Origin of the sequence: Arthrobacter sp. RT-1 (assembly GCF_003367205.1) — a bacterium.
Classification (GTDB): domain Bacteria; phylum Actinomycetota; class Actinomycetes; order Actinomycetales; family Micrococcaceae; genus Arthrobacter.
Genome location: NZ_QRGQ01000014.1, coordinates 23,392 through 45,186, shown reverse-complemented (window position 1 = coordinate 45,186; position 21,795 = coordinate 23,392). Strand labels below are relative to the sequence as shown.

At 61.2% G+C, this 21,795-nt stretch carries 17 protein-coding genes and 2 pseudogenes; 16 read left to right on the top strand and 3 right to left on the bottom strand.

Annotated elements, in window-relative coordinates; genetic code table 11:
* The first annotated feature begins 43 nt into the window (after positions 1 to 43).
* The 8 genes from DXK94_RS21425 to DXK94_RS13340 all read left to right on the top strand — a co-directional run bounded on the left by DXK94_RS21425 (position 44) and on the right by DXK94_RS13340 (position 6,968).
* Complete coding sequence (locus DXK94_RS21425) at positions 44 to 784, top strand: hypothetical protein (protein ID WP_181884832.1); 741 nt, start codon at positions 44 to 46, stop codon at positions 782 to 784.
* Complete coding sequence (locus DXK94_RS21420) at positions 777 to 1,547, top strand: hypothetical protein (protein WP_181884831.1); 771 nt, start codon at positions 777 to 779, stop codon at positions 1,545 to 1,547. The genes DXK94_RS21425 and DXK94_RS21420 overlap by 8 nt, the downstream gene beginning before the upstream one ends.
* A 569-nt stretch (positions 1,548 to 2,116) precedes the next feature.
* Positions 2,117 to 3,109, top strand: coding sequence for a 1,2-phenylacetyl-CoA epoxidase subunit PaaA (paaA, locus tag DXK94_RS13365; RefSeq protein ID WP_115525335.1), 993 nt, complete (start codon positions 2,117 to 2,119; stop codon positions 3,107 to 3,109).
* On the top strand, positions 3,106 to 3,486 hold the full coding sequence (gene paaB / locus DXK94_RS13360; protein WP_115525334.1) for a 1,2-phenylacetyl-CoA epoxidase subunit PaaB: 381 nt from the start codon (positions 3,106 to 3,108) through the stop codon (positions 3,484 to 3,486). Before paaA ends, paaB begins: the two co-directional genes overlap by 4 nt.
* On the top strand, positions 3,483 to 4,388 hold the full coding sequence (paaC, locus tag DXK94_RS13355) for a 1,2-phenylacetyl-CoA epoxidase subunit PaaC (protein WP_115525333.1): 906 nt from the start codon (positions 3,483 to 3,485) through the stop codon (positions 4,386 to 4,388). Before paaB ends, paaC begins: the two co-directional genes overlap by 4 nt.
* A gap of 8 nt (positions 4,389 to 4,396) precedes the next feature.
* Positions 4,397 to 4,915, top strand: coding sequence for a 1,2-phenylacetyl-CoA epoxidase subunit PaaD (gene paaD, locus DXK94_RS13350; protein WP_115525434.1), 519 nt, complete (start codon positions 4,397 to 4,399; stop codon positions 4,913 to 4,915).
* A gap of 9 nt (positions 4,916 to 4,924) precedes the next feature.
* Complete coding sequence (gene paaE / locus DXK94_RS13345; protein WP_115525332.1) at positions 4,925 to 6,151, top strand: 1,2-phenylacetyl-CoA epoxidase subunit PaaE; 1,227 nt, start codon at positions 4,925 to 4,927, stop codon at positions 6,149 to 6,151.
* A gap of 28 nt (positions 6,152 to 6,179) precedes the next feature.
* Positions 6,180 to 6,968: an enoyl-CoA hydratase/isomerase family protein gene (locus tag DXK94_RS13340; protein ID WP_115525331.1), complete on the top strand. Its 789-nt coding sequence runs from the start codon at positions 6,180 to 6,182 to the stop codon at positions 6,966 to 6,968.
* 292 nt (positions 6,969 to 7,260) lie between these two features.
* Here DXK94_RS13340 and DXK94_RS21265 read toward each other — a convergent pair whose 3' ends face one another.
* Positions 7,261 to 7,581, bottom strand: coding sequence for a hypothetical protein (locus DXK94_RS21265; RefSeq protein WP_147294381.1), 321 nt, complete (start codon positions 7,579 to 7,581; stop codon positions 7,261 to 7,263).
* Between the two features lie 270 nt (positions 7,582 to 7,851).
* On the opposite strand from DXK94_RS21265, the gene DXK94_RS13330 reads away from it, so the two are divergent.
* From DXK94_RS13330 to galU, 8 genes and pseudogenes are all read left to right on the top strand, one after another.
* On the top strand, positions 7,852 to 8,133 hold the full coding sequence (locus DXK94_RS13330; RefSeq protein ID WP_181884830.1) for a PqqD family protein: 282 nt from the start codon (positions 7,852 to 7,854) through the stop codon (positions 8,131 to 8,133).
* A gap of 55 nt (positions 8,134 to 8,188) precedes the next feature.
* Positions 8,189 to 9,355, top strand: coding sequence for a hypothetical protein (locus DXK94_RS13325; RefSeq protein WP_258868544.1), 1,167 nt, complete (start codon positions 8,189 to 8,191; stop codon positions 9,353 to 9,355).
* An 89-nt stretch (positions 9,356 to 9,444) separates the two neighbouring features.
* Complete coding sequence (locus DXK94_RS13320) at positions 9,445 to 11,028, top strand: polysaccharide biosynthesis tyrosine autokinase (RefSeq protein ID WP_115525329.1); 1,584 nt, start codon at positions 9,445 to 9,447, stop codon at positions 11,026 to 11,028.
* Between the two features lie 67 nt (positions 11,029 to 11,095).
* Positions 11,096 to 11,932: a nucleotidyltransferase family protein gene (locus tag DXK94_RS13315; RefSeq protein ID WP_115525431.1), complete on the top strand. Its 837-nt coding sequence runs from the start codon at positions 11,096 to 11,098 to the stop codon at positions 11,930 to 11,932.
* A gap of 385 nt (positions 11,933 to 12,317) precedes the next feature.
* Positions 12,318 to 13,565: pseudogene (locus DXK94_RS13310) on the top strand (IS110 family transposase).
* Between the two features lie 180 nt (positions 13,566 to 13,745).
* Positions 13,746 to 15,276: pseudogene (gene istA, locus DXK94_RS21840) on the top strand (IS21 family transposase).
* Positions 15,273 to 16,061, top strand: coding sequence for an IS21-like element helper ATPase IstB (istB, locus tag DXK94_RS13300; RefSeq protein ID WP_115525328.1), 789 nt, complete (start codon positions 15,273 to 15,275; stop codon positions 16,059 to 16,061). The pseudogene istA and the gene istB overlap by 4 nt, the downstream one beginning before the upstream one ends.
* Positions 16,062 to 16,307: 246 nt before the next feature.
* Positions 16,308 to 17,198, top strand: a complete 891-nt coding sequence (gene galU, locus DXK94_RS13295; protein WP_115525327.1) for a UTP--glucose-1-phosphate uridylyltransferase GalU — start codon at positions 16,308 to 16,310, stop codon at positions 17,196 to 17,198.
* 893 nt (positions 17,199 to 18,091) lie between these two features.
* Here galU and DXK94_RS13285 read toward each other — a convergent pair.
* Together DXK94_RS13285 and DXK94_RS13280 are read right to left on the bottom strand one after the other, a co-directional pair.
* On the bottom strand, positions 18,092 to 19,996 hold the full coding sequence (locus DXK94_RS13285; protein WP_147294380.1) for a DUF4012 domain-containing protein: 1,905 nt from the start codon (positions 19,994 to 19,996) through the stop codon (positions 18,092 to 18,094).
* Complete coding sequence (locus tag DXK94_RS13280; protein ID WP_115525324.1) at positions 19,993 to 21,495, bottom strand: polysaccharide biosynthesis tyrosine autokinase; 1,503 nt, start codon at positions 21,493 to 21,495, stop codon at positions 19,993 to 19,995. Before DXK94_RS13280 ends, DXK94_RS13285 begins: the two co-directional genes overlap by 4 nt.
* Between the last annotated feature and the right edge of the window lie 300 nt (positions 21,496 to 21,795).

Genomic DNA, 21,795 nt, shown 5'->3' with positions numbered 1-21,795 from the left:
TACGAATACACGCGCCGCTTACTTCGGTTTGGACTACACAATCTTGCAGTTCACCACTGCGGACTACTTGATTCGGAGCGTGGAAGCAGTTTTTGTGCCTGGTGCGGTCTTGCTTGTCGGATTCGTAGCCGCGCTGCTGCTTCACGGACTTGTGTCGGCGATGCTGCGGCGAATGGTTGGTAGCCCAACAATGTGGTTGTGGGTCACTGGAATGACGGTTTTCGCGGGAGTTGTTGCCACGCTTCTCGGAGTCTGGGCGATGTTCGAACCTTTGCCGATTGACGCTTACTTGCTGCCGCCGTTACTCCAAGGCGGCGGCGCAGCCGTGGCGGCTTACGCCTTTTCTGTTCTACAGGAACTCCGCAGACGGCGTGCAGCCGGGGGCATTAGTGCGAGGCGAGTTACCCGCTGGCCTCTTTACTGCTATGCCATGGTGATGTTGCTGGTCATATTGAACCTTTTTTGGGCGACATCCATGTATGCGGCGGCACTCGGCACGGGCAAGGCGCAGGAGTTGGTTCAGCGGCTAACTTCGCGGCCCGTTGCCACCGTTTATAGCAAAGAGGCGTTGGCGCTAGGGCCGCCAGTGCGCGAAGAGGGGATTGCAGTTGCTGAATCAATGTTCCGGTTCAAGTACACGAGGCTGAGACTTGTCATCCAGTCAGGCGGCAAGTACTTCCTGCTTTCTGAAGGCTGGACTAGGGAAGCGGGCGTGGCCGTCGTCCTGCAGGACACTTCGGAAATCAGGCTTGAATTGGAACCGGGAAGGACAAGAAATGAGTGAACAATCACGGACCAAGATCCTCCTGACTATGCTGTCGCTTTCTGCCGTGTTGGCGGGCTGTACGACGACAGGGTCAAGCGATGGGTCGGGGACACCGCCATCGGCGTCGAACTCAAGCTCAGAACCGCAGCCCCCTGATCCTGATCCGATCCCGCCTGACCCTGATCCGGATCCTGATCCGAATCCGCCTAATCCTGATCCGATCCCGCCCGAGCCTGATCCAGATCCTGATCCGATCCCGCCCGAGCCTGATCCAGATCCTGATCCAGATCCTGATCCGAATCCGCCTGACCCTGATCCTGATCCGATCCCGCCCGATCCTGATCCAATCCCGCCCGATCCTGAGCCTGATCCCCCGATGCCAAGCGCACATGTCCAAGTGGACTTCGGCACGAATTTGGGGCCGCATAAGTTTGCCTTCAACGTGGCCAAGGGGAAAGTTTGGACCGGAACAATTGAGGTCGAGTCGAGCTCAGAACCTGTAACGGTCAACTCCGTTAGCCTTACGGGGACCCGGGCATTCCAAAAGGTCAGCGATTCTTGTACAGGGCGCACGCTTAGGCGCAATCCCCAGATCGTGTGTTTCATAGAGGTGCGATTCCACTCCACGATTGAAGGCGTCCACTCTGCCGCGATTGATATCACCGAAGTCGCGGGCATGTGGAACATCAGCGAAACCTTTGAATTCACAGTGGGTTCATCGGGGCCACGCGTAGATCCCCTGCCGAGGGGACCAGCACCTGCGCCGTCGCAAGCTAAATAGACCGTTCCTGATCCACGGCTGGTCCCGGTGTGCGTTACCTAAGTATTCCCAAAAAACGGCAGGAGGCGATAGAGCGTCGCCGGAAAACCTGCAGGGGGTGATAGGGCGTGCAGGAAAACCTGCAGGGGGTGATAGGGCGTGCAGGAAAACCTGCAGGAGCTTATGGGGCGTCCCAGGGAAACCCGCGGGAGCTGATAGAGCGTCCGGCGAAAACCTGCAGGAGGTGATGGAGCGTCGCCAAAAAACCCGCGGGAGTTGATAGAGCGTTGCCGGAAAACCTGCAGGAGCTGATAGAGGGTCGCCGGAAAACCGGCAGGAGCTGATAGAGCGTCGCCGGAAAACCTGCAGGAGCTGATAGAGCGTCGCCGGAAAACCTGCAGGAGCTGATAGAGCGTCGTAGGAAAACCCGCGGGAGGTGATGGGGCGTCGGGAAGAGGGGGGAAGAGGGGGAGCAGAGGGGCGGGGGAACACGCCCGCCGCTTGACGGCCCCAAACGCTTCCGCATATCCTGAACGAACGGTCGGTAAATAATTCCGCACGTCCCAGAAGGTCATTGCATAGGAGCAACCATGGCAGCGCAGAACCTGCAGTCAGTGCCCGCCGAGCTATCCCCGGAAGAGGAGGCTGAGGCCCAGGCCCACTTCGACCGCGTCATGGCCGAGGACTCACGCATCGAGCCCAAGGACTGGATGCCGGCGGCCTACCGCAAGACCCTGCTCCGCCAGATCAGCCAGCACGCCCACTCCGAGATCATCGGCATGCAGCCCGAGGCCAACTGGATTTCACGAGCCCCGAGCCTCAAGCGCAAGGCCATCCTCATGGCCAAGGTTCAGGACGAGGCCGGCCATGGGCTGTACCTCTACTCCGCCGCCGAAACCCTTGGCCAAACCAGGGACAAGATGATGGACGACCTGATAGCAGGGAAAGCAAGGTACTCCAGCATCTTCAACTACCCCGCGCTCACCTGGGCGGACATGGGCGCCATCGGCTGGCTGGTGGACGGCGCCGCCATCTGCAACCAGGTCCCGCTGTGCCGCGCCTCCTACGGCCCCTACGGCCGCGCCATGGTCCGCATCTGCAAGGAGGAGTCCTTCCACCAGCGCCAGGGGTTCGAGATCCTCCTGGAACTCTCCAACGGCACCCCCGAGCAGAAGCAGATGGCCCAGGACGCCGTGAACCGCTGGTACGCCCCGGCCCTGATGATGTTCGGCCCGCCGGACGACGATTCGCCCAACTCCAAGCAGTCCATGGCCTGGAACATCAAGCGCTTCAGCAACGACGAACTCCGCAGCCGTTTCGTGGGCATGATGGTGGAGCAGGTCAGGGTCCTGGGCCTCACGCTCCCGGACAGCCAGGTCCGCTTCAACGAGGACACCAGGAAGTGGGAGCACGGCCCGCTGGACTGGCACGAGTTCCAGGAAGTGCTCGCCGGCCGCGGCCCCTGCAACGCCCAGCGCCTGGAGCGCCGGAGGGAGGCGCACGACGACGGCGCCTGGGTCCGCGAGGCAGCCGCCGCCTACGCAGCAAAACAGTCAAAGAAGACGAAGGAATACGCAGCATGAGCCCCCACGGCAACCCGGAAGTTCCCGCCAGCTCGGCCACCGAGATCAACCGCGAAGCACCGAAAGCATCCCCCGCACCTGAGGAGCACCACGACCGCGGCGCCTGGGGTCTGTGGGAGGTCTTTGTCCGGTCGAGCCGGGGCCTGAGCCACGTCCACGCCGGCAGCCTGCATGCACCGGATGCCGCCATGGCCCTGCGCAACGCCCGCGACCTCTACACCCGCCGCAACGAGGGCGTCTCCATCTGGGTCGTCCCGGCCGAGGCCATCGCCGCCAGCGACCCCGACTCCAAGGGATCGTTCTTTGAAAGCCCTCAGGGCAAGGACTACCGGCACGCGACGTACTACACCAAGAGCGAAGGGGTAAAGCACCTGTGAGCACCCCCGACACCACAGAGACCACAGGCCACGGCGACATCTCCACCGGTGTAGCCGGCAGTGGCGACTCCAACGCCTCCGCCACAAGAATCACCCCCGGCAACGCCCTGCGCCCGGAGGACATCGCCCTCGAGATCCGCACCGGCCTCGCCAAACCGTCGGAGGACGTGGCCGAGTACGCCCTCAGGCTGGGCGACGACGCCCTGATCCTCGCCCAGCGCCTGGGCCACTGGATCTCCCGTGCTCCCGAGCTGGAGGAGGACGTGGCCCTGGGCAACATCGCCCTGGACCAGCTGGGCCACGCCCGGTCCTTCCTCAGCTACGCCGGCGGCGCCTGGGACAAGTCCGAGGACGACCTCGCCTACTTCCGCCGCGAGCACGAGTTCCGCTCGGTCCAGCTGTTCGAGCAGCCCAACGGTGACTTCGCGGTGACCATCGCGCGGCAGTTCATCGTGAGCTACTACCAGTTCGAGCTGTACCGCCGCCTCACCGAATCAACAGATGCCACGTTGGCCGCCATCGCCGCCAAAGCCGTGAAGGAAGTGGACTACCACCGGGACCACAGCGCCCAGTGGATCCTCCGGCTGGCCGGCGGCACCGAGGAGTCGCGCACCCGGATGATCCACGGCCTGCGGCTGATGTGGCCGTACGTCAACGAACTGTTCCAGGACGACGACCTGACGAACCGGCTCGCCGAGGCGGGCGCCGCCGTCGCGCCTTCCACCCTGCGGGAGGACTTCGACCGGCTGACCGGCGACGTCCTGAAGGAAGCCGAACTGGAGGTGCCGGATGTTCCGGCAGCGCCCGGCGGCGGCCGGCACGGCAGGCACTCGGAGCACCTGGGCTACATCCTGGCCGAGATGCAGGTCCTGGCCCGCGAGTACCCGGGAGCCAAGTGGTGACCGCGGCCATGTACATCTCCGACTTCGAGACCAGGACCCGGACGCCGCGGCAGTCGGCGTGGGACATCGCCGCCACCGTCTGCGATCCGGAGATCCCCGTGCTCACCATCGCGGACCTGGGGATCCTCCGCGACGTGCAGGTGACGGAAGACGACGTACGAATCACCATCACCCCCACGTACTCGGGCTGCCCGGCCATGGACGCCATCCGCGACGACCTCAAAGCAGCCTTCAATAAAGAGGGTTACAGCAACGTCCACGTGGACCTGGTCCTCGCCCCGGCCTGGACCACGGACTGGATGACGGACGAGGGCAAGGCGAAGCTGCGGGAGTACGGCATCGCGCCGCCGTCGGGCAAGGCAGGGCTGGGCCACAACGGCCCCGTCCGCCTGAGCCTGGCCGTCAAGTGCCCGCAGTGCCAAAGCCTGAACACCAGGGAACTCACCCGGTTCGGTTCCACGTCCTGCAAGGCGCTGTATGTGTGCCAGGACTGCAAGGAACCGTTCGACTACTTCAAGCTCCTGTAAGGAAGCCCCATGCCTGTTGTCCGCCAGACCGCCGCCGAATCGGCGCAGGCCGCCGGCCGCCGTCGTCCGTCCTTCCACACGCTCGCCGTCAAGGAGGTGCGCCGGCTCACCGAGGACGCCATCGAGGTCTCCTTCCACGTCCCGGCGGAGCTCGCCGGCCAGTTCGACTACCTGCCCGGCCAGTACGTGGCCCTGCGCACCAAGCTGCCGGATGAGACGGGCGAGCTGCATGAGGTGCGCCGCAGCTACTCCATCTGCGCGGAGCCGCGCAGCTTCCCGGACGGCAGCAGTGAGATCCGCGTGGCCGTGAAGAAGGACCTGGGCGGGCTGTTCTCCACGTGGGCCAACGCCGAGCTGAAGGCGGGGGACACGCTGGACGTCATGAGCCCCATGGGCGCGTTCGTGTCCAAGCACGGCCGGGACGGCTCCACGGTGGAGCAGAACGTCATGAACTCCATGAACCACCCGGAGGACATGGCGGGCGAGCCGGGCAACTTCGTGGCCATCGCCGCAGGTTCAGGCATCACCCCGGTGATCGCGATCGCCCGCACGCTGCTGGCCGCCAGCCCGGACACCCGGTTCGACCTGATCTACGCCAACAAGGCCGCCATGGACGTGATGTTCCTGGAGGAGCTGGCGGACCTGAAGGACAAGTACCCGCAGCGGCTGGCCATCCACCACGTGCTGTCCCGCGAGCAGCGGATCGCGCCGCTGCTGAGTGGCAGGATCGACGCCGAGAAGCTCCAGCAGCTGCTGGGCACGGCCATTCACGCAGACGACGTGGACGAGTGGTTCCTGTGCGGGCCGTTCGAGCTGGTGCAGCTGTGCCGGGACACCCTGGCCGAGCGCGGCGTGAAGCCGGAGAACATCCGGTTCGAGCTGTTTACGTCGGGCAAGCCGGACCGCCCGGAGGGGCACGCCGGCCGGCCCGTGGTGGTGGACGAGTCCAAGGAGACGTACAAGATCACGTTCAAGCTGGACGGCCTGCAGGGGGACGTGGCCAGCCCCACGCACGCCCGCGAGTCCATCCTCAACGCCGCGCTGCGGGTCCGCCCGGACGTGCCGTTCGCGTGCGCCGGGGGAGTGTGCGGCACCTGCCGGGCCAAGGTGATCACCGGCAGCGTGACCATGGACGAAAACTACGCGCTGGAGCAGGATGAGCTGGACAAGGGGTACGTGCTGACCTGCCAGAGCCACCCCACCAGCAAGGAAGTCACCGTCGACTTCGACGTGTAACCCTGACCGGTCCCAACAAAGGAGCCCCATGATTTCCCTCTCCATCAGCAACAGCGTCGCCGAAGTTGTCCTGAACGCGCAGCACAAGCTGAACTCGCTGGATGAGCAGGCGCTGCAGGATTTAACACAGGCGTACGACGACGCTGCTGCCGCCGCCTCACGCGGTGAGGTGCGGGCGCTGCTGCTGAGGGGAGAGGGCCGCGCCTTCTGCGCGGGCAGGGACATTCAGAACGTGAGCCCGGAGAGCGACGACGCCGCCGCGTACCTGGGCGGGCTGGTGGAGCCGCTGCTGAAGAAGATGGCAGCCTTCCCGGCGCCGACGTTTGCGGCGGCGCACGGGGCATGCCTGGGCGTGGGGCTGGGGCTGCTGCTCGCCACGGACGTGGTGTACGTGGCGGAGAACGCGAAGTTCGGGTCGCCGTTCGCCAAGCTGGGCGCCACGCTGGATTCCGGCGGGCACTGGTACTTCACAGAGCGGTTGGGCATGCACCGGACGCTGGACCTGATCTACACCGCCGAGCTGATGAGCGGTGCCGAGGCCGTGGCGCAGGGGATGTTCAGCCGTGCGATGCCGGCGGATGAACTCTTGGACATGACGCGGGAAATTGTGTCTCGGGTGGCGGTGGGCGCCACCGGTGCTTTCAAGGCCAGCAAAGAGCTGGTAGCGCACATCCGGGACCAGCGCCTGGGCTTGTGGGAGGCCATGCAGGAGGAAAACACCGAGCAGGCGCGGCTCTGCAAAACGGACGATTATGCCGAAGGTTTCCGGGCTTTCCAGGAGAAGCGTGAGCCGAAATTCAGCAGCCTCGGTGGTTGAGTTTCTCGACGGTGGTCGAGCTTGTCGGAAACAGCTTGGCTAATCTTCGAACCCAGTGATTGAGCTGTCGAAATCCGCCTATCGAAATTCCGACCCGGCTATTGAGCCTGTCGCATCCGCGTCGAGACAACATCCGCGCAGCGGAAGCGGTTTTGGGAGAAAAATATCGAATCTTGACTGAACCTTGAAGCTTTGGCTGGAGAGATCTTTAGGCGCGTCCGAAAAAGTAGGTGAAGTCGGGAGAACCCGGCCTTAGCACGCTGCCGGCCTCGGAGCCGGGCGTAGTTGACATCTACATGGGGGCGCAATTGTCTGAGGATTTGAAAGAGAACGACACCAACAGCGCCGAAAGCGGTTTTAGCCGCCGCAGGGTCGTCGCGGGAGCGGTCTGGTCGGTACCCGTGATCCTAACGGCGGTCGCGGTGCCGCCAGCTTCAGCCTCGCCGGGTCCGGCACTAACGTTGTCGATGGCATTCGATGCGCCTGTAACGCAGGGATTCTCAATCGCGAGGTTTGGCAATAACGGCGTCGGCACCGCGAGAAATGGGTCAGGCCCGACCAAGATTATCGTGCAGAATGCTTCTGTCACGATCAGTGGGACGATAATCGTCACGGCCGCTGGCGCAGTAGATAGCAGATCTTGGATTGCTCCCAAGAGCCTGGGCTCTTCCGGTACGGCCACTTTAGGCACAACTACGTGGGGCGCAGCGCGTGCGTCCACGACCCCCTTTTCGCTTACAGGTGGCGCAACAGCGGAGTACCCGATCTCCTTCCAGTACAACGACGAAAGCAAGCCGGCGTCGGGGTCATTCTCCTATGTGGTGTCCATATCACTGGGGGGCTCCGAGGCGAGCGCTACCTCCAGCCTCATGATGGCCATCGCATGATTTGGCATCACTGTAAGCACATCGCTCAAGTCTGTACCGAACATCGCGGTCGCGTAGCCCTGCTTCATCTGGACGCCACCCAACCCGTCATACTGGAGGGCCCGGCGGCGGTCATTTGGGACTTGATCGACGGGTATCGAACCGAGCGGGACATTTACGCTGAGCTTGAGGCCAGTTTCGACGACGAGCCGGGGCAGATGCGGGTACAGACCGAACAATTCCTTGCGAGCCTCAAGGCACAGCGCCTGATCGAGGCCGTCAGCGGTGCTTCGCGGTAGCGGCACGATGTCAACAGGGATGGTAGAAGACACACATTCAGCGTGGAAACAACGGATGTTCGAGGAACTGGCACGAGGCTGTGACTTACTGTCCCTTGAGATCCTGGGAAAGCAATTCGCTGTTCGCTGGGGCGACGCGGTCTCGTGGCAGCAGCGATTGTCCATGAGCGCGGCATGGGCGCGGTGTGGCAGCAACCGCGAGCCGCGCATGCCGCCTGTGCCTATGAAACCCACGTCCGGCAAGCCGTTCACAGTCTCCGTTTTTAGCCCCTCAATAAAACACGACGGTGGCACCTTCCACCTCGGGGCTGCCTCTTTTGAGGAGTTAGCTGAGAGCCTCACGTCCCGGCTCACGGTGATGGCCATCCTGGCGAACGCCGGCGAGCTGACCATGCTCCATGCGTGCGGCGTGGCTGATCCGGACACGGGGGCCGTGGTTGCGCTCGTGGCCAAGTCAGGAACCGGCAAGACCACGGCGTCGGCGGTACTGGCTCAGGCCTATGGCTATGTCACTGACGAGACTGTGGCCATCGACTGGGACCGCTCAGTCGTGCCGTATCCCAAGCCGCTCTCGGTGAAGCAGGGGCCCGGCTTACCCAAACGCCAGACGGGACCTGACGATCTCGGCCTTCAACCGGCACCGGCTAAGCCCTTCATTCAGTCCATTGTGCTGCTGAACCGGGTTCAAGGAAACGACCCTTTGGACCCGGTTCTGGAGCGCGTGCCCCTTGCCGATGCAGTGCTCGCCCTGATCTCAGACTCCTCCTCTCAGGGGGAGATCGAGACGCCGCTGCAGTCTCTGTGCCACCTGATAGAGAGCGTCGGGGGAGTCTGGCAGGTGACCTACTCGGAAGCTGCCGACCTTCCGGCGGTCCTCCAACCGTTGTTCGGCGTACAGCCTGCGACTGACTGCAGGTGGGACGCCCAAGCAGTGGAGGAAGGCCGATCCGATGCTATCCCCGACGGCGCCATACGGCGGGCTGCAGCGAAGGATGCCGTCGCTATCGGCGGCGATTTGCTGGTGATGCTGGAGGACGAGCTATTGCGGCTTAGCGGCATAGGTCCGGCTATCTGGGAGGCATCCGTTACCCCTCTGCGGCCGGAACAGCTTGCTGAAGAAGTCGGCAAGGTGCACGGGAAGCCCGAAGGCTACCGGGCAGGGGTCGAGCAGGCCGTAGAGCAGCTCATCGCGAAGTCCATCCTGGAGCGCCTCAGCACGTAGCTGCAAGAAGCGCTGGCTAACACCTCGCAGCGGTGAGCTGGCAACGAAGGACGGAATAAGAACCAAACAAGTTGAGTAGAAGGATGACCATGAGTGCAACCGTCGTGCCTACCGAGGCGCCCACCGGCATGGAACTGTTGGATTATGTTCGTGTGCTTCGGGTCTACTGGAGGGCCATCGTTGCCTCCACCCTGCTCACTACGTTGGCGGCGGTCGGCTGGACCGTCCTCCAGCCCAAGATCTACTCCTCGGATTCCAGCGGCATCGTGGTCACGCCGGGTTCGGACAACGTGAGCTTGTCACTCGCCGGGGATAGCCTTGCCAAAGCCAAGGTCAAGAACTATGAGTCCGTGGGCAAGTCGCGGCTCGTGGCCGACCGCGTGATCGCTGCCCTGAACCTGAACACCACTGCGGACGCGCTGCTAGGAAGCATCAGCGTGAAGGTTCCGTTGGACACCGCCGAGATCCGGGTGACCGCCGAGTCAACGGATCCGTCCACCGCGCAGCGCGTGGCTGATGCATGGGTCAACGGTCTCGCCGCGCAAGTGGAAGCGATTGAAGCGGCGCCAGCGGCCGAGGCGGGCGGTACAGGGGCTTCGGTCTCGGCGGCCGACGCCGCGGCCCCGGCCGCCGCCACAGCGACAGCAGTCCGCGTGCTTCCGCTGGGGAAGGCAGTTCTCCCGACAAGTCCGACTTCGCCAAACCAGAAGCTAAATCTGGCGCTGGGCGCACTTATCGGCCTGGCTCTTGGCGTGGCCTATGCGGTCATTCGCAGGTACCTCGACCGACGCATCAGCAAGGCCGCCGAAATTGAACAGCTCTTCGGTGTTCCCGTGATCGGTACCCTCCCGGTGGATCACCGCTTGGATAAGAAGAGCACGGTACTGGACTCAGGCACTGCGGCGCAGCTTCAGGACGCCGGGGGAGCGATGGCCGAGGCCCTCCGGGAACTACGTACCAACCTCAGCTTTCTCGACGTTGACCAGCCGCCGCGGATCATCGTGGTGACGAGTTCCGTCCAGTCGGAAGGCAAGTCCACTGTCACGGCCAACCTTGCGGTTACCATGGCCGCCGCCGGAGAGAACGTTGTGGTGGTCGACGGCGACCTTCGTCGGCCCACGCTGGTGGATGTGTTCAACTTGGTTCCGGGAGCCGGGGTGACCGATGTTCTCACCGGCGCGGCCGAACTCGTGGACGTCCTGCAGCCGTGGGGTGCCCTGCCGAACCTCGCCGTCCTTGGCTCCGGACGGATTCCACCCAACCCAAGCGAGCTGCTGGGCTCACGGGTCATGAAAAACATGCTCGAAGCCCTCGCCGAGGACGCAATCGTGCTCATCGATGCCCCGCCCCTGCTGCCCGTTACCGACGCAGCGGTCTTGTCCCGCGTGGCGGACGGCGCGATTGTGGTGGTCCGCGCCGGCCGGACCACCCAGGACCAGTTGGTTCAGTCCCTGGGGAACCTCGAAAAGGTCAGGGGCCGAATTATGGGTGCCGTGCTCAACTACGTACCAACCCGAGGATCTGCCCCCTATTCCTACTACGGAACGTACACGTCCGTCACCTGTCCCGAAGCCCTGAGTGAGCTACAATCCGCCGACGCTCGGTGCGATAGCGGAGCAAAGGGCCTTGTGGAAACCGCGCTGAGCCGGCGCAGGTCAAAGATGGGCAGGTGACGCGGTGCGGGAAAGAGCCCACGAAGCTCAACTCAGTATCTCCGAAGGCGTGCTTCTAGGGCACGCCATGGTTTCCCGGGCCGCGGAAAGTTTGGGGATAAGGGCAATTTTCGTAAAGGGGCCGGCGAGTGTGGCGCAGGGCCTGCGCAGGTCCAAATTGTCAAGCGATGTAGACGTCTTAGTGGCAGCCCCTGACCTCAGACGTATGTTGCACGGCTTGCGAGAACGGGGCTGGGAGGAACGTCCACAAGATGCCGACACCAGAACCTACCCCAGGCACGCGATCATCCTTGACCACCCGGCGTGGCCTTGTTGCATCGATCTTCACTTCCGTTTTCCCGGTATGGAAACGTCCGCCTCAGCATGTTTCGAGGTGATGTGGGCGAACACCGCGGTCCTTGATCTGGCAGGACAGGAAGTGAAAGTTCCCTCGGAGGCCCTTGGCATCCTGTTATTAGCATTGCATTCCCTCCGGTCACCCCTGAATCATGCGTGCCAACAGGAGCTCACATTCCTTGCTGACCTCATGCACCGGCGATCGCTCACTTTGGAAGTGGTGGAACTCGCGTTAGCTACCGGCTCGTTGGCCGCAATGCGTCCCTTGCTTGAGGACCGTGTTCCAGAGAGCATAGTACGTGAATGGCCGCCGCCATCACTGGAATGGCGTAATCGGTCAATTGCGAAGGCACCGGGGACCGCCCGACTAATTGCTTTGATCCAAGCACCCTGGCAGGACAAACCAAAAATGCTTTGGAGCGCAGTATTCCGCGGGAACCGGGCTAGCGTTGGCGAGAGCTACGCGGATCTTTCCCTTTTTGCTCGGCTTGGCCCGCAGTTTGCCAGATGGGCTCGATTGTGTCGGTCTTTTCCGCAAATGTTCAGGGAACTTCGCCAACTCATCTAAGCGGTACAGCTTGCAACGCGTCTAAAGGCAGTCGCAGGGCCAGTTCACAGGAGCAGCCTCAGTGCCAGAGCAATGACAGCTGTTAGCGGCCATGAAAAACTGCCCATAGCGGCTGGGCGGCGCTGCCGCACCGTGTCGGCCGAGAATTTGAGCTCGGGTCACCGAGAGTTGTGGCTTAGTCCTGGCTTGAGGCGAAAGATGGATACGTCCGTCACGGTATCGCCGGATCCGCCTTGGTGCTTTTGCCCGCCCCATAGCGTGGTGAGAAGGGCCTCCACGGGAGCCGTGGAATGTTGCTACGAGCACGAGTAATAGATTCCTGATTTATTCCTGTCCTTCCCTGGCGGACGCTCTTGATTGGAAGCATGGCCATAAGGAGGACATCGTGGATGTTGTGCATGAGCGTGCGGTTGGTATCGACATCTCGAAACGGGATGCGAAGGTTTGCGTGCGTGTGCCGGCAAAGCGCAAGGGGCAGTTCACATCGACAGTGACAACGTGGGGTTCGACTACGAACGAAATCCTTCGGCTGTGTCAGTTCATCGTGAGCACGCAGGCTTCAGTGGTGGTGATGGAAGCGACCAGCGACTATTGGAAGCCCTTTTACTACCTCTTGGAAGATGCTTTGCCCGTGATGCTGGTCAATGCAAAGCATGCACGGAATATCCCGGGTAGAAAGACCGATGTCTCCGATGCAACATGGTTGGCGCAACTGGCAGCTTACGGCTTGCTCAGGCCATCTTTTGTTCCACCGGCACCAATTAGGGAGTTGCGCGACCTAACGCGGGCGCGCGCTGCGGCAGTTGGCGACAGAACGCGGGAAGTACTGCGACTCGAGAAGATGCTGGAAGGCTCTGGAATCAAGCTGTCCGGAGCAGTTGCCAGTCTTACGGGGGTATCGTCCCGAGCGATGCTGGATGCTCTGATTCGTGGAGAACGCGATCCATTAGTCCTCGCGCAGTATGCGCAGCGACGGATGAGGTCCAAGATCCCCGAACTTGTCGAGGCACTGACTGGCCGATTCAGTGAGCATCATGCATTCTTGGCGCAGCTCTTCTTAGCGGAAATCGACACGCATACTCGGACTATTGAAGCGCTGACTGAGCGGATAGAAGGGGCAATTCGACCGTTTCAAGCCGCTCGAGAAGCCCTCGTCACCATTCCCGGCGTCTCAACCTTGGTCGCGGATGTGATCATCGCCGAGACGGGAGCGGACATGGCCGTCTTCCAGGATGCCGGTCATTTGGCCTCCTGGGCTGGAGTATGCCCGAGTTCAAATGAATCAGCTGGTCGGATCAAATCGTCTAAAACAATGCCCGGCAACAGGTATCTAAAGGCGGCACTGGGTATCGCTGCCTTGGCGGCGTCCCATCAGCGGAACAGTTATCTAGCAGCAAAGTATCGACGAATCGCTGCTCGGCGTGGCCCAGTGAAGGCCGTCGTCGCTTTGGAGCACACCATATTGAACGCGGTCTGAAACATGCTTAGCTATGGCCAGTGTTTCGAGGAACTTGGCTCTGACTACTATGCGCGGCTCAATCCAGACGCTTTGAAAGCCCGCGCTCTTCAACAGCTCCGCAAGCTCGGATACGACGTCATTGTCACTTCGCCGAACGGAGCCTCTGCTGGCTAATTTTCGTAATAGGCGGCCACGAAATTGCCCACTGGCGGCCAGTAGAATTGCCCAGCGGTGGCCATGAGATCTGCCCACTTCCTTACTGAACCTGCCGCGTCTTAAGCGGCGGGGGCCTCTCCCCGGGATTTGATGACGGTGTCTAGTCGCACCAAATGTCGTCCCAGGAAGAGGCCCTGTATGAAGCATGACGGAGAAATCATGGAAATTCTTGCTGCCTATGATCTGACCGGATCGTTGCGCGCCACCGCGGAGCTCACGGGCTGCTCGCACCATACTGTTGCCCGGCACGTCGCGGCCCGTGACGCCGGGCGACCTATCGCAGAACCGGCGCCTCGGCCCAGGGTCACGGACGCGTTCCTGCCCAAGATCGAGGAATGGGTCGAGGCGTCCAAGGGCCGGATCCGCGCCGATAAAGCCCACGAGAAGCTCCTCGCCCTGGGTTATGAGGGGTCGGAGCGGTCCACGCGCCGGGCGATAGCGCAGGTCAAGGCCGCGTGGCGGCTGGGACATACCCGCGTGCACCGGCCGTGGATCACCGAGCCAGGGATGTGGCTGCAGTACGACTTCGGCGACGGGCCGCGGATCGGCGGGGTGAAGACGATCCTGTTCGTGGCCTGGCTGGCGTTCTCGAGGTTCCGGATCGTGATCCCGTTGCGGGACCGGACTGCGCCGAGCGTGTTCGCCGCACTGGACCGCTGCTTCAGGATCCTGGGCGGCGCACCGACGTATGTCCTGACTGATAACGAGAAAACCGTGACCAGGCGCATGTTGCCGGGGTGCCGGTGCGGAATCAGCAAACCCTGGACTTCGCCCGCCACTACGGGGTCACCGTGCTGACCTGCCAGCCAGCGGACCCGGCAACGAAGGGCGGCGTCGAGGCGTCCGTAAAGCTGGCCAAGGCCGACCTCGTGCCGACCGATACCAACCTGAGGCCCGGTTACGCCTCCTTTACCGAGCTGGAGGCCGCCTGCCAGGTCTTCATGGACGAGGTCAACAACCGGGAGCACCGGGTGACCCGCCGCAAACCAATGGCCCTGCTGGCCGAGGAAGCGCCCCGGCTGCACCGGATCCCGGAGAGCGCGCATACCGTCGCGTTCGGGCTGGCCCGCGTAGTCCCGGAGAATACCCCGATGGTCTCCTTCGAGAACTCCCAGTACTCGGTCCCGTCTCATCTGCTCGGTGCAAGGGTGTTCGTCCGTTCCCACGGCACCGGCCCTGATGAACAGGTGATCATCGTCCACCATGGCCCGACCGGTCCGGTCGAAGTCGCCCGCCATGGCCGGGCAAGGCCCGGCAGTCCAGCGATCATCGATGAACACTTCACCGGGACCAGGACCAGGACCCCGGGCGACTACGCCGTGAAGGCACGCACCGCCGGTGAGGCCGAGTTCCTTGCCATCGGCGCCGGCGCCAGGACCTGGCTAGTGGAAGCTGCCGCGGCAGGGACAGGCCGGATGAACGTGAAAATGGCCGAAGCCGTGACGCTGGCCAAGATCGCAGGGACCGAGGCCGTGGACCGTGCCCTGGGTGACGCCGCGCTCATGGCCGCTTCGCCCACGGCGACCTGCCCTCCATCCTGAACGCGAACATCCGCCGCACCACCACCCACGCTGCCAACGAAACCAGGTCCCTCACCCAAGGCACCAGCGCCTGGGCAGGCCTCGGCGCCGGGCCGTCGAGCACCCCAGTGAAGGAGCAGAGCCGATGAGCCCGGTCAGCACCACGAACACCACCGCCCCGGCGCTGCCGACGGAGCTGGAAGCGCTGATGCGGCAACTGAAGATGCCTCATGCCCGGGCGCTTGCTCCGGAACTGATCGCGACCGCACGCGCCCAGCGCTGGGAACCGACCGAGATCATCAAGGCCCTGTTCACCGAAGAAGCAGCCGGCCGAGCCCGATCGATGCTCGCCACCCGGCGCAAAGCAGCGGGATTCCCGACCGGGAAGACCTTCGACGCCTGGGACCCCGCCGTCTCCTCGATCCCAGCGCCGACCCAGCAGGCCCTGCGCACCCTGGAATGGATCACCCGCAGGGAGAACCTGGTCGTCTGCGGGCCCTCCGGCACCGGGAAAACGTTCTTCCTCGAAGCGCTCGGCCAGCAAGCCGTCGAAGCAGGAATGCGCGTCGCCTGGTTCAGACTCGAAGACCTCGGCGCCCTCATCCGGGCACACCGCACCGACGACAGCGTCACCAAAGCCGTCACCAGAATCCTCCGCGCGGAACTCGTCGTGATCGACGACATCGGCCTGCTCCCGGTGGCCACCGACGCCGCCGAAGGACTCTACCGGGTCGTGGACGCCGCCTACGAAAAACGCTCCGTCGCGATCAGCTCGAACCTGCACCCAGCCGGCTTCGATGAGCTGATGCCCAAAACCCTGGCCACGGCAACGGTGGACCGGCTCCTGCACCACGCCCACGTCTGCCAAACCAGCGGCGATTCCATCCGACTCACCCAAGCCCTGGCCGGGAAGGGAGTAACCCAACTGAACTAACAAACCCTCGACGATGGCCAACCCCACCGGAAACCCTCAGTGGGCAGATCTGTTGGCCATCACCGGGCAGTTTTACTGGCCACCAGCGGGCCGATTAACTGGCCGCCCGTGGGCAGAAAGCAATGGCCATTGACAGACAGCTAACGCCGAGAAAAGTTGTATCTGAAGTCATGGCCTCGTTGGGGCTCGTCACCTACCGTCTGGGGCCGATTGCCTTTACTGGTCCATGATTTGTAGGGTGCATCTATGACAACAGGGAAAGCAATAACTAAAGCCGTGATTCCTGCCGCCGGATTGGGAACTCGCTTCCTACCTGCAACCAAGGCCATGCCGAAGGAAATGTTGCCGGTAGTTGACCGTCCGGCCATCCAGTACGTCGTGGAGGAAGCAATCGATGCCGGACTCACGGATCTGCTCATGATTACCGGCCGAAACAAGCGCTCCTTAGAGGATCATTTCGACCGAGAACCGGGCCTGGAAAGCGCACTTGAGAAGAAGGGCGATAAGGACCGTTTAGCTGCCATTGAGCACGCTTCCGAACTCGGCCCAATTCACTACGTCCGCCAAGGAGAGGCAAAGGGACTAGGCCACGCCGTCCTTTGTGCGAAGAAACATGTAGGTGCAGAACCTTTTGCTGTCCTTCTGGGTGACGACTTGATTGATGAGGCCGAGACGCTGTTGAGCAGGATGATAGAGGTCCAGGAGAAGACTGGCGGCAGTGTCATCGCGCTGATTGAGGTAGACCCATCGCAGATTAGTGCCTACGGATGTGCGGACATCACCTCCGTGGAAGGGGAAGATTACGTACGGGTACACAGCCTTGTGGAAAAACCGGCTGTTGGCGAGGCACCATCGAATCTAGCGGTAATTGGTCGCTATGTACTCAACCCATCGGTGTTCGGGGTCTTGGAGGCCACTGAGCCGGGTCGTGGCGGAGAAATCCAGTTAACTGACGCCCTTCAAACTCTAGCCGTGGGTGACGGCGAAGGCGCAGGGGTATACGGCGTGATTTTCAAGGGGCGCCGCTTTGACACCGGTGACAAACTGAGTTATTTGAAGGCTGTAATCACACTTGCCTCAGAGCGCGTCGAGTTCGGCGAGGACTTGAAGACCTGGCTGAAGGACTTCGTTAGTTAGTACGGCCTTCAAACGGCCAAAAGACGAAGGTGGTTGGATCTCCCGAAAAGGAGAACCAACCACCTTCGTCTCGCCTGAAGACGCTGTTACGCAGCAGCCCCCGCCTTGTTGCGGCGGACGAGAATCACGCCTGCTGCCCCAAGGCCCAAAGCGCCTACGCCGGCGGCGCCCCAGAGGAGCAGGCTAGCGTCTGCACCAGTTGCCGCGAGGGAGTTGCCGGAGTTTGACAGGGCACTTGAAGCTGACGCTCCGTTGCTTCCGCCTGCGTTCGATCCAGACGCCCCGCCGTCAGCGAAGCCTGCCGCAACTACGACTCGAACAGGGCCTACTGTGTAACCAGAGACGTCGCTCGTCGCCGTCAGGACATAAGATCCTGCTTCACGAATGGTCACCGGTACAGAAAACTTGCCTTCACTGTCAGCCGTTGTAGACAAAGTCTGTGCTTCAACGAAAACGCTGATCCTGCTTGCAAATGACGTGCCGCCTGCAATGTTCGCACCACCAGCAGCAGGCGCGTTGCCTGGAGTGACTCGGATAGTGAGACGTTCGCCACGGAAGGGGCCTTGGCCGCTAAAAATAAACTGTTCGCCAGGTCCTACAGTGCCGTCAGACACGGCAGCTTGCGGTGGGACCGGCGGGTAAACGAACGCCATAGCAGGCGCGGAGCCAACGAGTGTGATAGTGCCAGCAAGCGCAAGTGCTGTGAGTGCTTTCTTCATAAGTGTCCCCCCGGAGACGGTATAGTTTTTTTACCTCGACTTGAGGATTCTCCTCTTCCGCACGAGACTGATGCAGAAATATCGAGACTTGAACCCTTTTAGAACCTACCACTTGTGGCGAGTGCGGAGCAACGCCAGTCCATGCGGTTACCAGAGATTAAATGCATCACAATTTTACTTGCATGAAGCAAATTCTGTTGGCATAGTGACATCTTTGACTGGCTGAGCAGTAGGGGTGACCCGCAATGTCGGGGCTGCCTGCTGTACGACCTTTACAAAAGCCATCTCGATCTCGCTTGACTCGCCCGGCCCCAGCCTCGTTGTAACAATGCCGACTGGGCGGTTTCCATGAAGGTGGGCCCCAAAATTCACTCTGGTCCCGTCTTGGTTCGCCGAATCAACATAGGATAAGGCAGGCCCGTAAATAGCAATGTTTGTCTGCACAGATCCTGGAGGCGTTCCGTATCTCCCGTCGCCCGTCACGGACGTCGGCAGCGACGTAGCAGCATCAAGAGGAGCAGCGTTGACCGAAGTGATCTTGACTCTGTATTCGGCATACTCACTGTTTGTACATACCTCAACAAGCTTCACAGTGCGCCGTACATAGTAGTCCATCTTTGCGCCTGTTCCATCATTGAAGTACACGCCGAACGATGTACCCCCGGCGCTAGGCCCGACCGCGCTGCCGCCTAGTTGTGTGTTACTCAAGACGCTTTGATTTTCTGAATCATCGCTCCAGACGTGCACGCGGCCTTCCTCATAGCTGAGCGTAAGGGCTTTCATTAACGCTGGTCCTGATGCACGTCCGGACGCGAGGAAGTCGAAGATCTTTGCGGTAGCGCCGATGAAATAGGCGTCCTGCATTTCATTTGTTTCCAAATTCAGGTAGACGTCTGAGAGCAGGGTCTTAACGACATTCTCCGATGTCAAAACGTTCGGGAGATCGGAACCTGCATAGGCATCCCCGGATTCGCTCAAATCGATGGGACCGGATGCCTCAAGAATATGCGCAAGCACGATTGGGTCCAAGCCGAGTACCCCATGGATGGGCGTGCCATAGCGCCGTTCCCACATACCTTTAGCCAGCTTGGCCGTGGTCGGGAAATCAGGGGTGAGATTCACGTCGCTAATAAAGGCCCCAAGTCGAGAAGAGTATATTCCTTTTTGCTCCTCATCGAGCTCTAGGGGAGGCTCAAACTTTCCTATATCTGCGCCACTCGCTTGACCCACCAGGCTGATGAGGCCATTGTCGACACGGATCACTGCGAGAGCGCCCGGGAGCCCACCGGACGCCCGAAGTTCAGCGTTGTTCTGGACTAGCACCAAGTAGTCGCGCGTTTCGTTTGCCCCCATCATGGACGGGAGTATCCGAGATACTTGGGAAGCCGTGTCCAGGTTTCGGCCGAGCGTATCTAGGGTCGTGATGGTTTCCGAGAGGGGCACGGCGACCTCACCTACCAAGTTGCTCTGATCGATTTCTCGTAGCCGCGAGCGCGATAGTTCAACAGTCGTAGCAGCAGACACGATGGTCGGCGATGCCGCTCTTAACGGTTCTAAGTCGAACCTGCCCTCCACAGGCGTCAAAGCGTTCACGTCGAGGGAACTGAGAACGCTCAGCAAGGGCTTGGCGGCACTTTTGGCGATTTCATCAGCAGCCACAGTTAGCTCTCTTACTGCGCTGAAATTGATGCCTAGCCATGGCAGACCGCTCGCCAGTTTCCAAACAGGATCGTCAGCAGCCGACCGCGCTGCGGTGGTATGGGTATCGATGCGATCGAGAGTACGGCCGGCCCCTGAGTCGTCGTAGACCGACATCTCTTTGATTAGCGTTGGGACAAGTGCCTTTGCGGCCTGCAGTTCAGAACTAATTTCAACGGCTCTTACCGCGGTCCAAACTCCTGCCATGCCCAGCAAGAAAAGTACAGCACCGAGAGCCGTGGCCAGTCGAACGACGAAGCGGCTATGTCGCCGGCGGAACCGTCCGCTGGACTCTCTGGTGGTCTTCAGCTTCACACGTGAGACAGGGGCCGAAGTGTTTTTTCTCGTCTGTTCGTAATCCGTCGGGTTGGCTGCGCTCACTGCACACTCCGACCCCTGCCGAGGTCTCTCAAGCTCGTTGGTTCTCGTTGTTCCCCATTGATAACCTTGTCAAAACTTATCTCAGAGAGAGATTCCCTTGCAGGTTTTGCATCTGCTTGTTTCGTCGTCAGGGGGAGACCCTGCCCGGTGCTTTCGTAGCTGTAGTAACTGTAGGAGTAGGCGTCGGGACCCTTGACGGGCAACCGATTCAAGACGGCCCCCAAAAGCGTCGCCTCTACCATGTCGAGCGCCGCCAGAGATTTCTCCAGATCCGTTGTACGGACCTTTTGGGTGCCTACCACGAGTACTACGCCGCCAACCTGTTGTGACAAGACGGCCGCGTCAGTTACCGGCAGCAACGGCGGTGCGTCGATGATAACAGCGTCGAATATGCTTTCAAGATGACCAATTAGTTGCTGCATCTTTTGGGAACCGAGAAGTTCGCTGGGGTTAGGCGGTATCTTGCCGGCGGTAAGAACGTATAGGCGGTCCTCACCCCACGGCTGCAGCAAGTCGTCAACATCAGCTTCCCCTATGAGCGCCGTCGTCAGTCCTGCATTGCGTTCGAGACCTAGATACTGATCGATCATCGGTCTGCGCAGATCCGCATCTACTAAAGCTACATACTGGCCTGACTGCGCAAGGGCTATGGCCAGGTTGGTGGCGGTGGTGCTATTACCCTCGCCGGGGACCGACGACGTCACCAGGACGGTCTTTGAGTCGTTACTCACATGCGCGAACTGTAAGTTGGTCCGGAGTTGGCGAAATGACTCTGCCCTCGGACTCTGGAGAGCGGTTTGAGTCAGGAGTGGTTCTTTGGCTGCTGCAGCATCGAAACTGACGCCGCCCAGAATTGCCATGTCGGTTACCCGTCGCAGGTCGGCCTCGCCTCTAACCCGCGTGTCCAGTACTGTACGGAGAACAGCGATACCTAGGCCAGCGCCTAGCCCCAGCAGCAGCCCTAGGAGTAGATTCAGACGTACATTAGGAGAGGCTGGAGCCCCCGGCGCATTTGCGGGTGTGACTATGGAAAGCTTTACGGGTGAAGAGTTGCTTGATGACGGCCGTTCGAGTTCGTCAACGACCTTTATCAGGCTACGACTAACGGCTTGAGCAATTGCGGCGGCCTGCACGGGGGACTCATTCGCAACAGCGATGCTTATAAGGACCGTCTTCGTATCCGAGGTTGCTGTAATGCTTCTTGCTAGGGCTTGAGGAGTAATTTCTAAACCCAAGCTGTCGATTGCGGGTTGCAAAACTGTTGGCGTAGTTACAGTCTCAACGTAAGACTGCACTCGAGCCTGGCTGAAGGCATTGCCTTGCGTGAGTTCCGTAACTGATCCTGAACTTTGAAGGGCGACGAAGAGCTTCGTTTCAGACTTATAACTCGGCTTCACCAACAAGGAAGCAGCGCCTGCGGTCAGCACGCCAATCAACGCGCACGCGACCACCGTGATCCAGTTTCGTCGCAGTATGCGTAAGTAATCCTTTAGCTCCAAGGGAGAACCCTTTCCGGGTGAAGTTTTCAGGCAATGATTTCCTCATCGTACTTGGTCGTTTGGAATTACCCCGCAGTGGAGAGCCGGCCGGGACGGCCCGCCGTAATCCTCGGGGATTGTTACAAGACCGCAGCCGCGAATACTATCACGGCACCTTTGAGTACACTGGCGTCGTTGTCAAACTGCGGCTCGAGACGTAGCGAGCGCAACTGGTAGTTTAGAATGGCTGCATCTAGCGATTTTGAGCCAGGTCGAGCTGCGCCCTGGCTGAACAGGGATGGCACTAAGGTTTGGAACTGC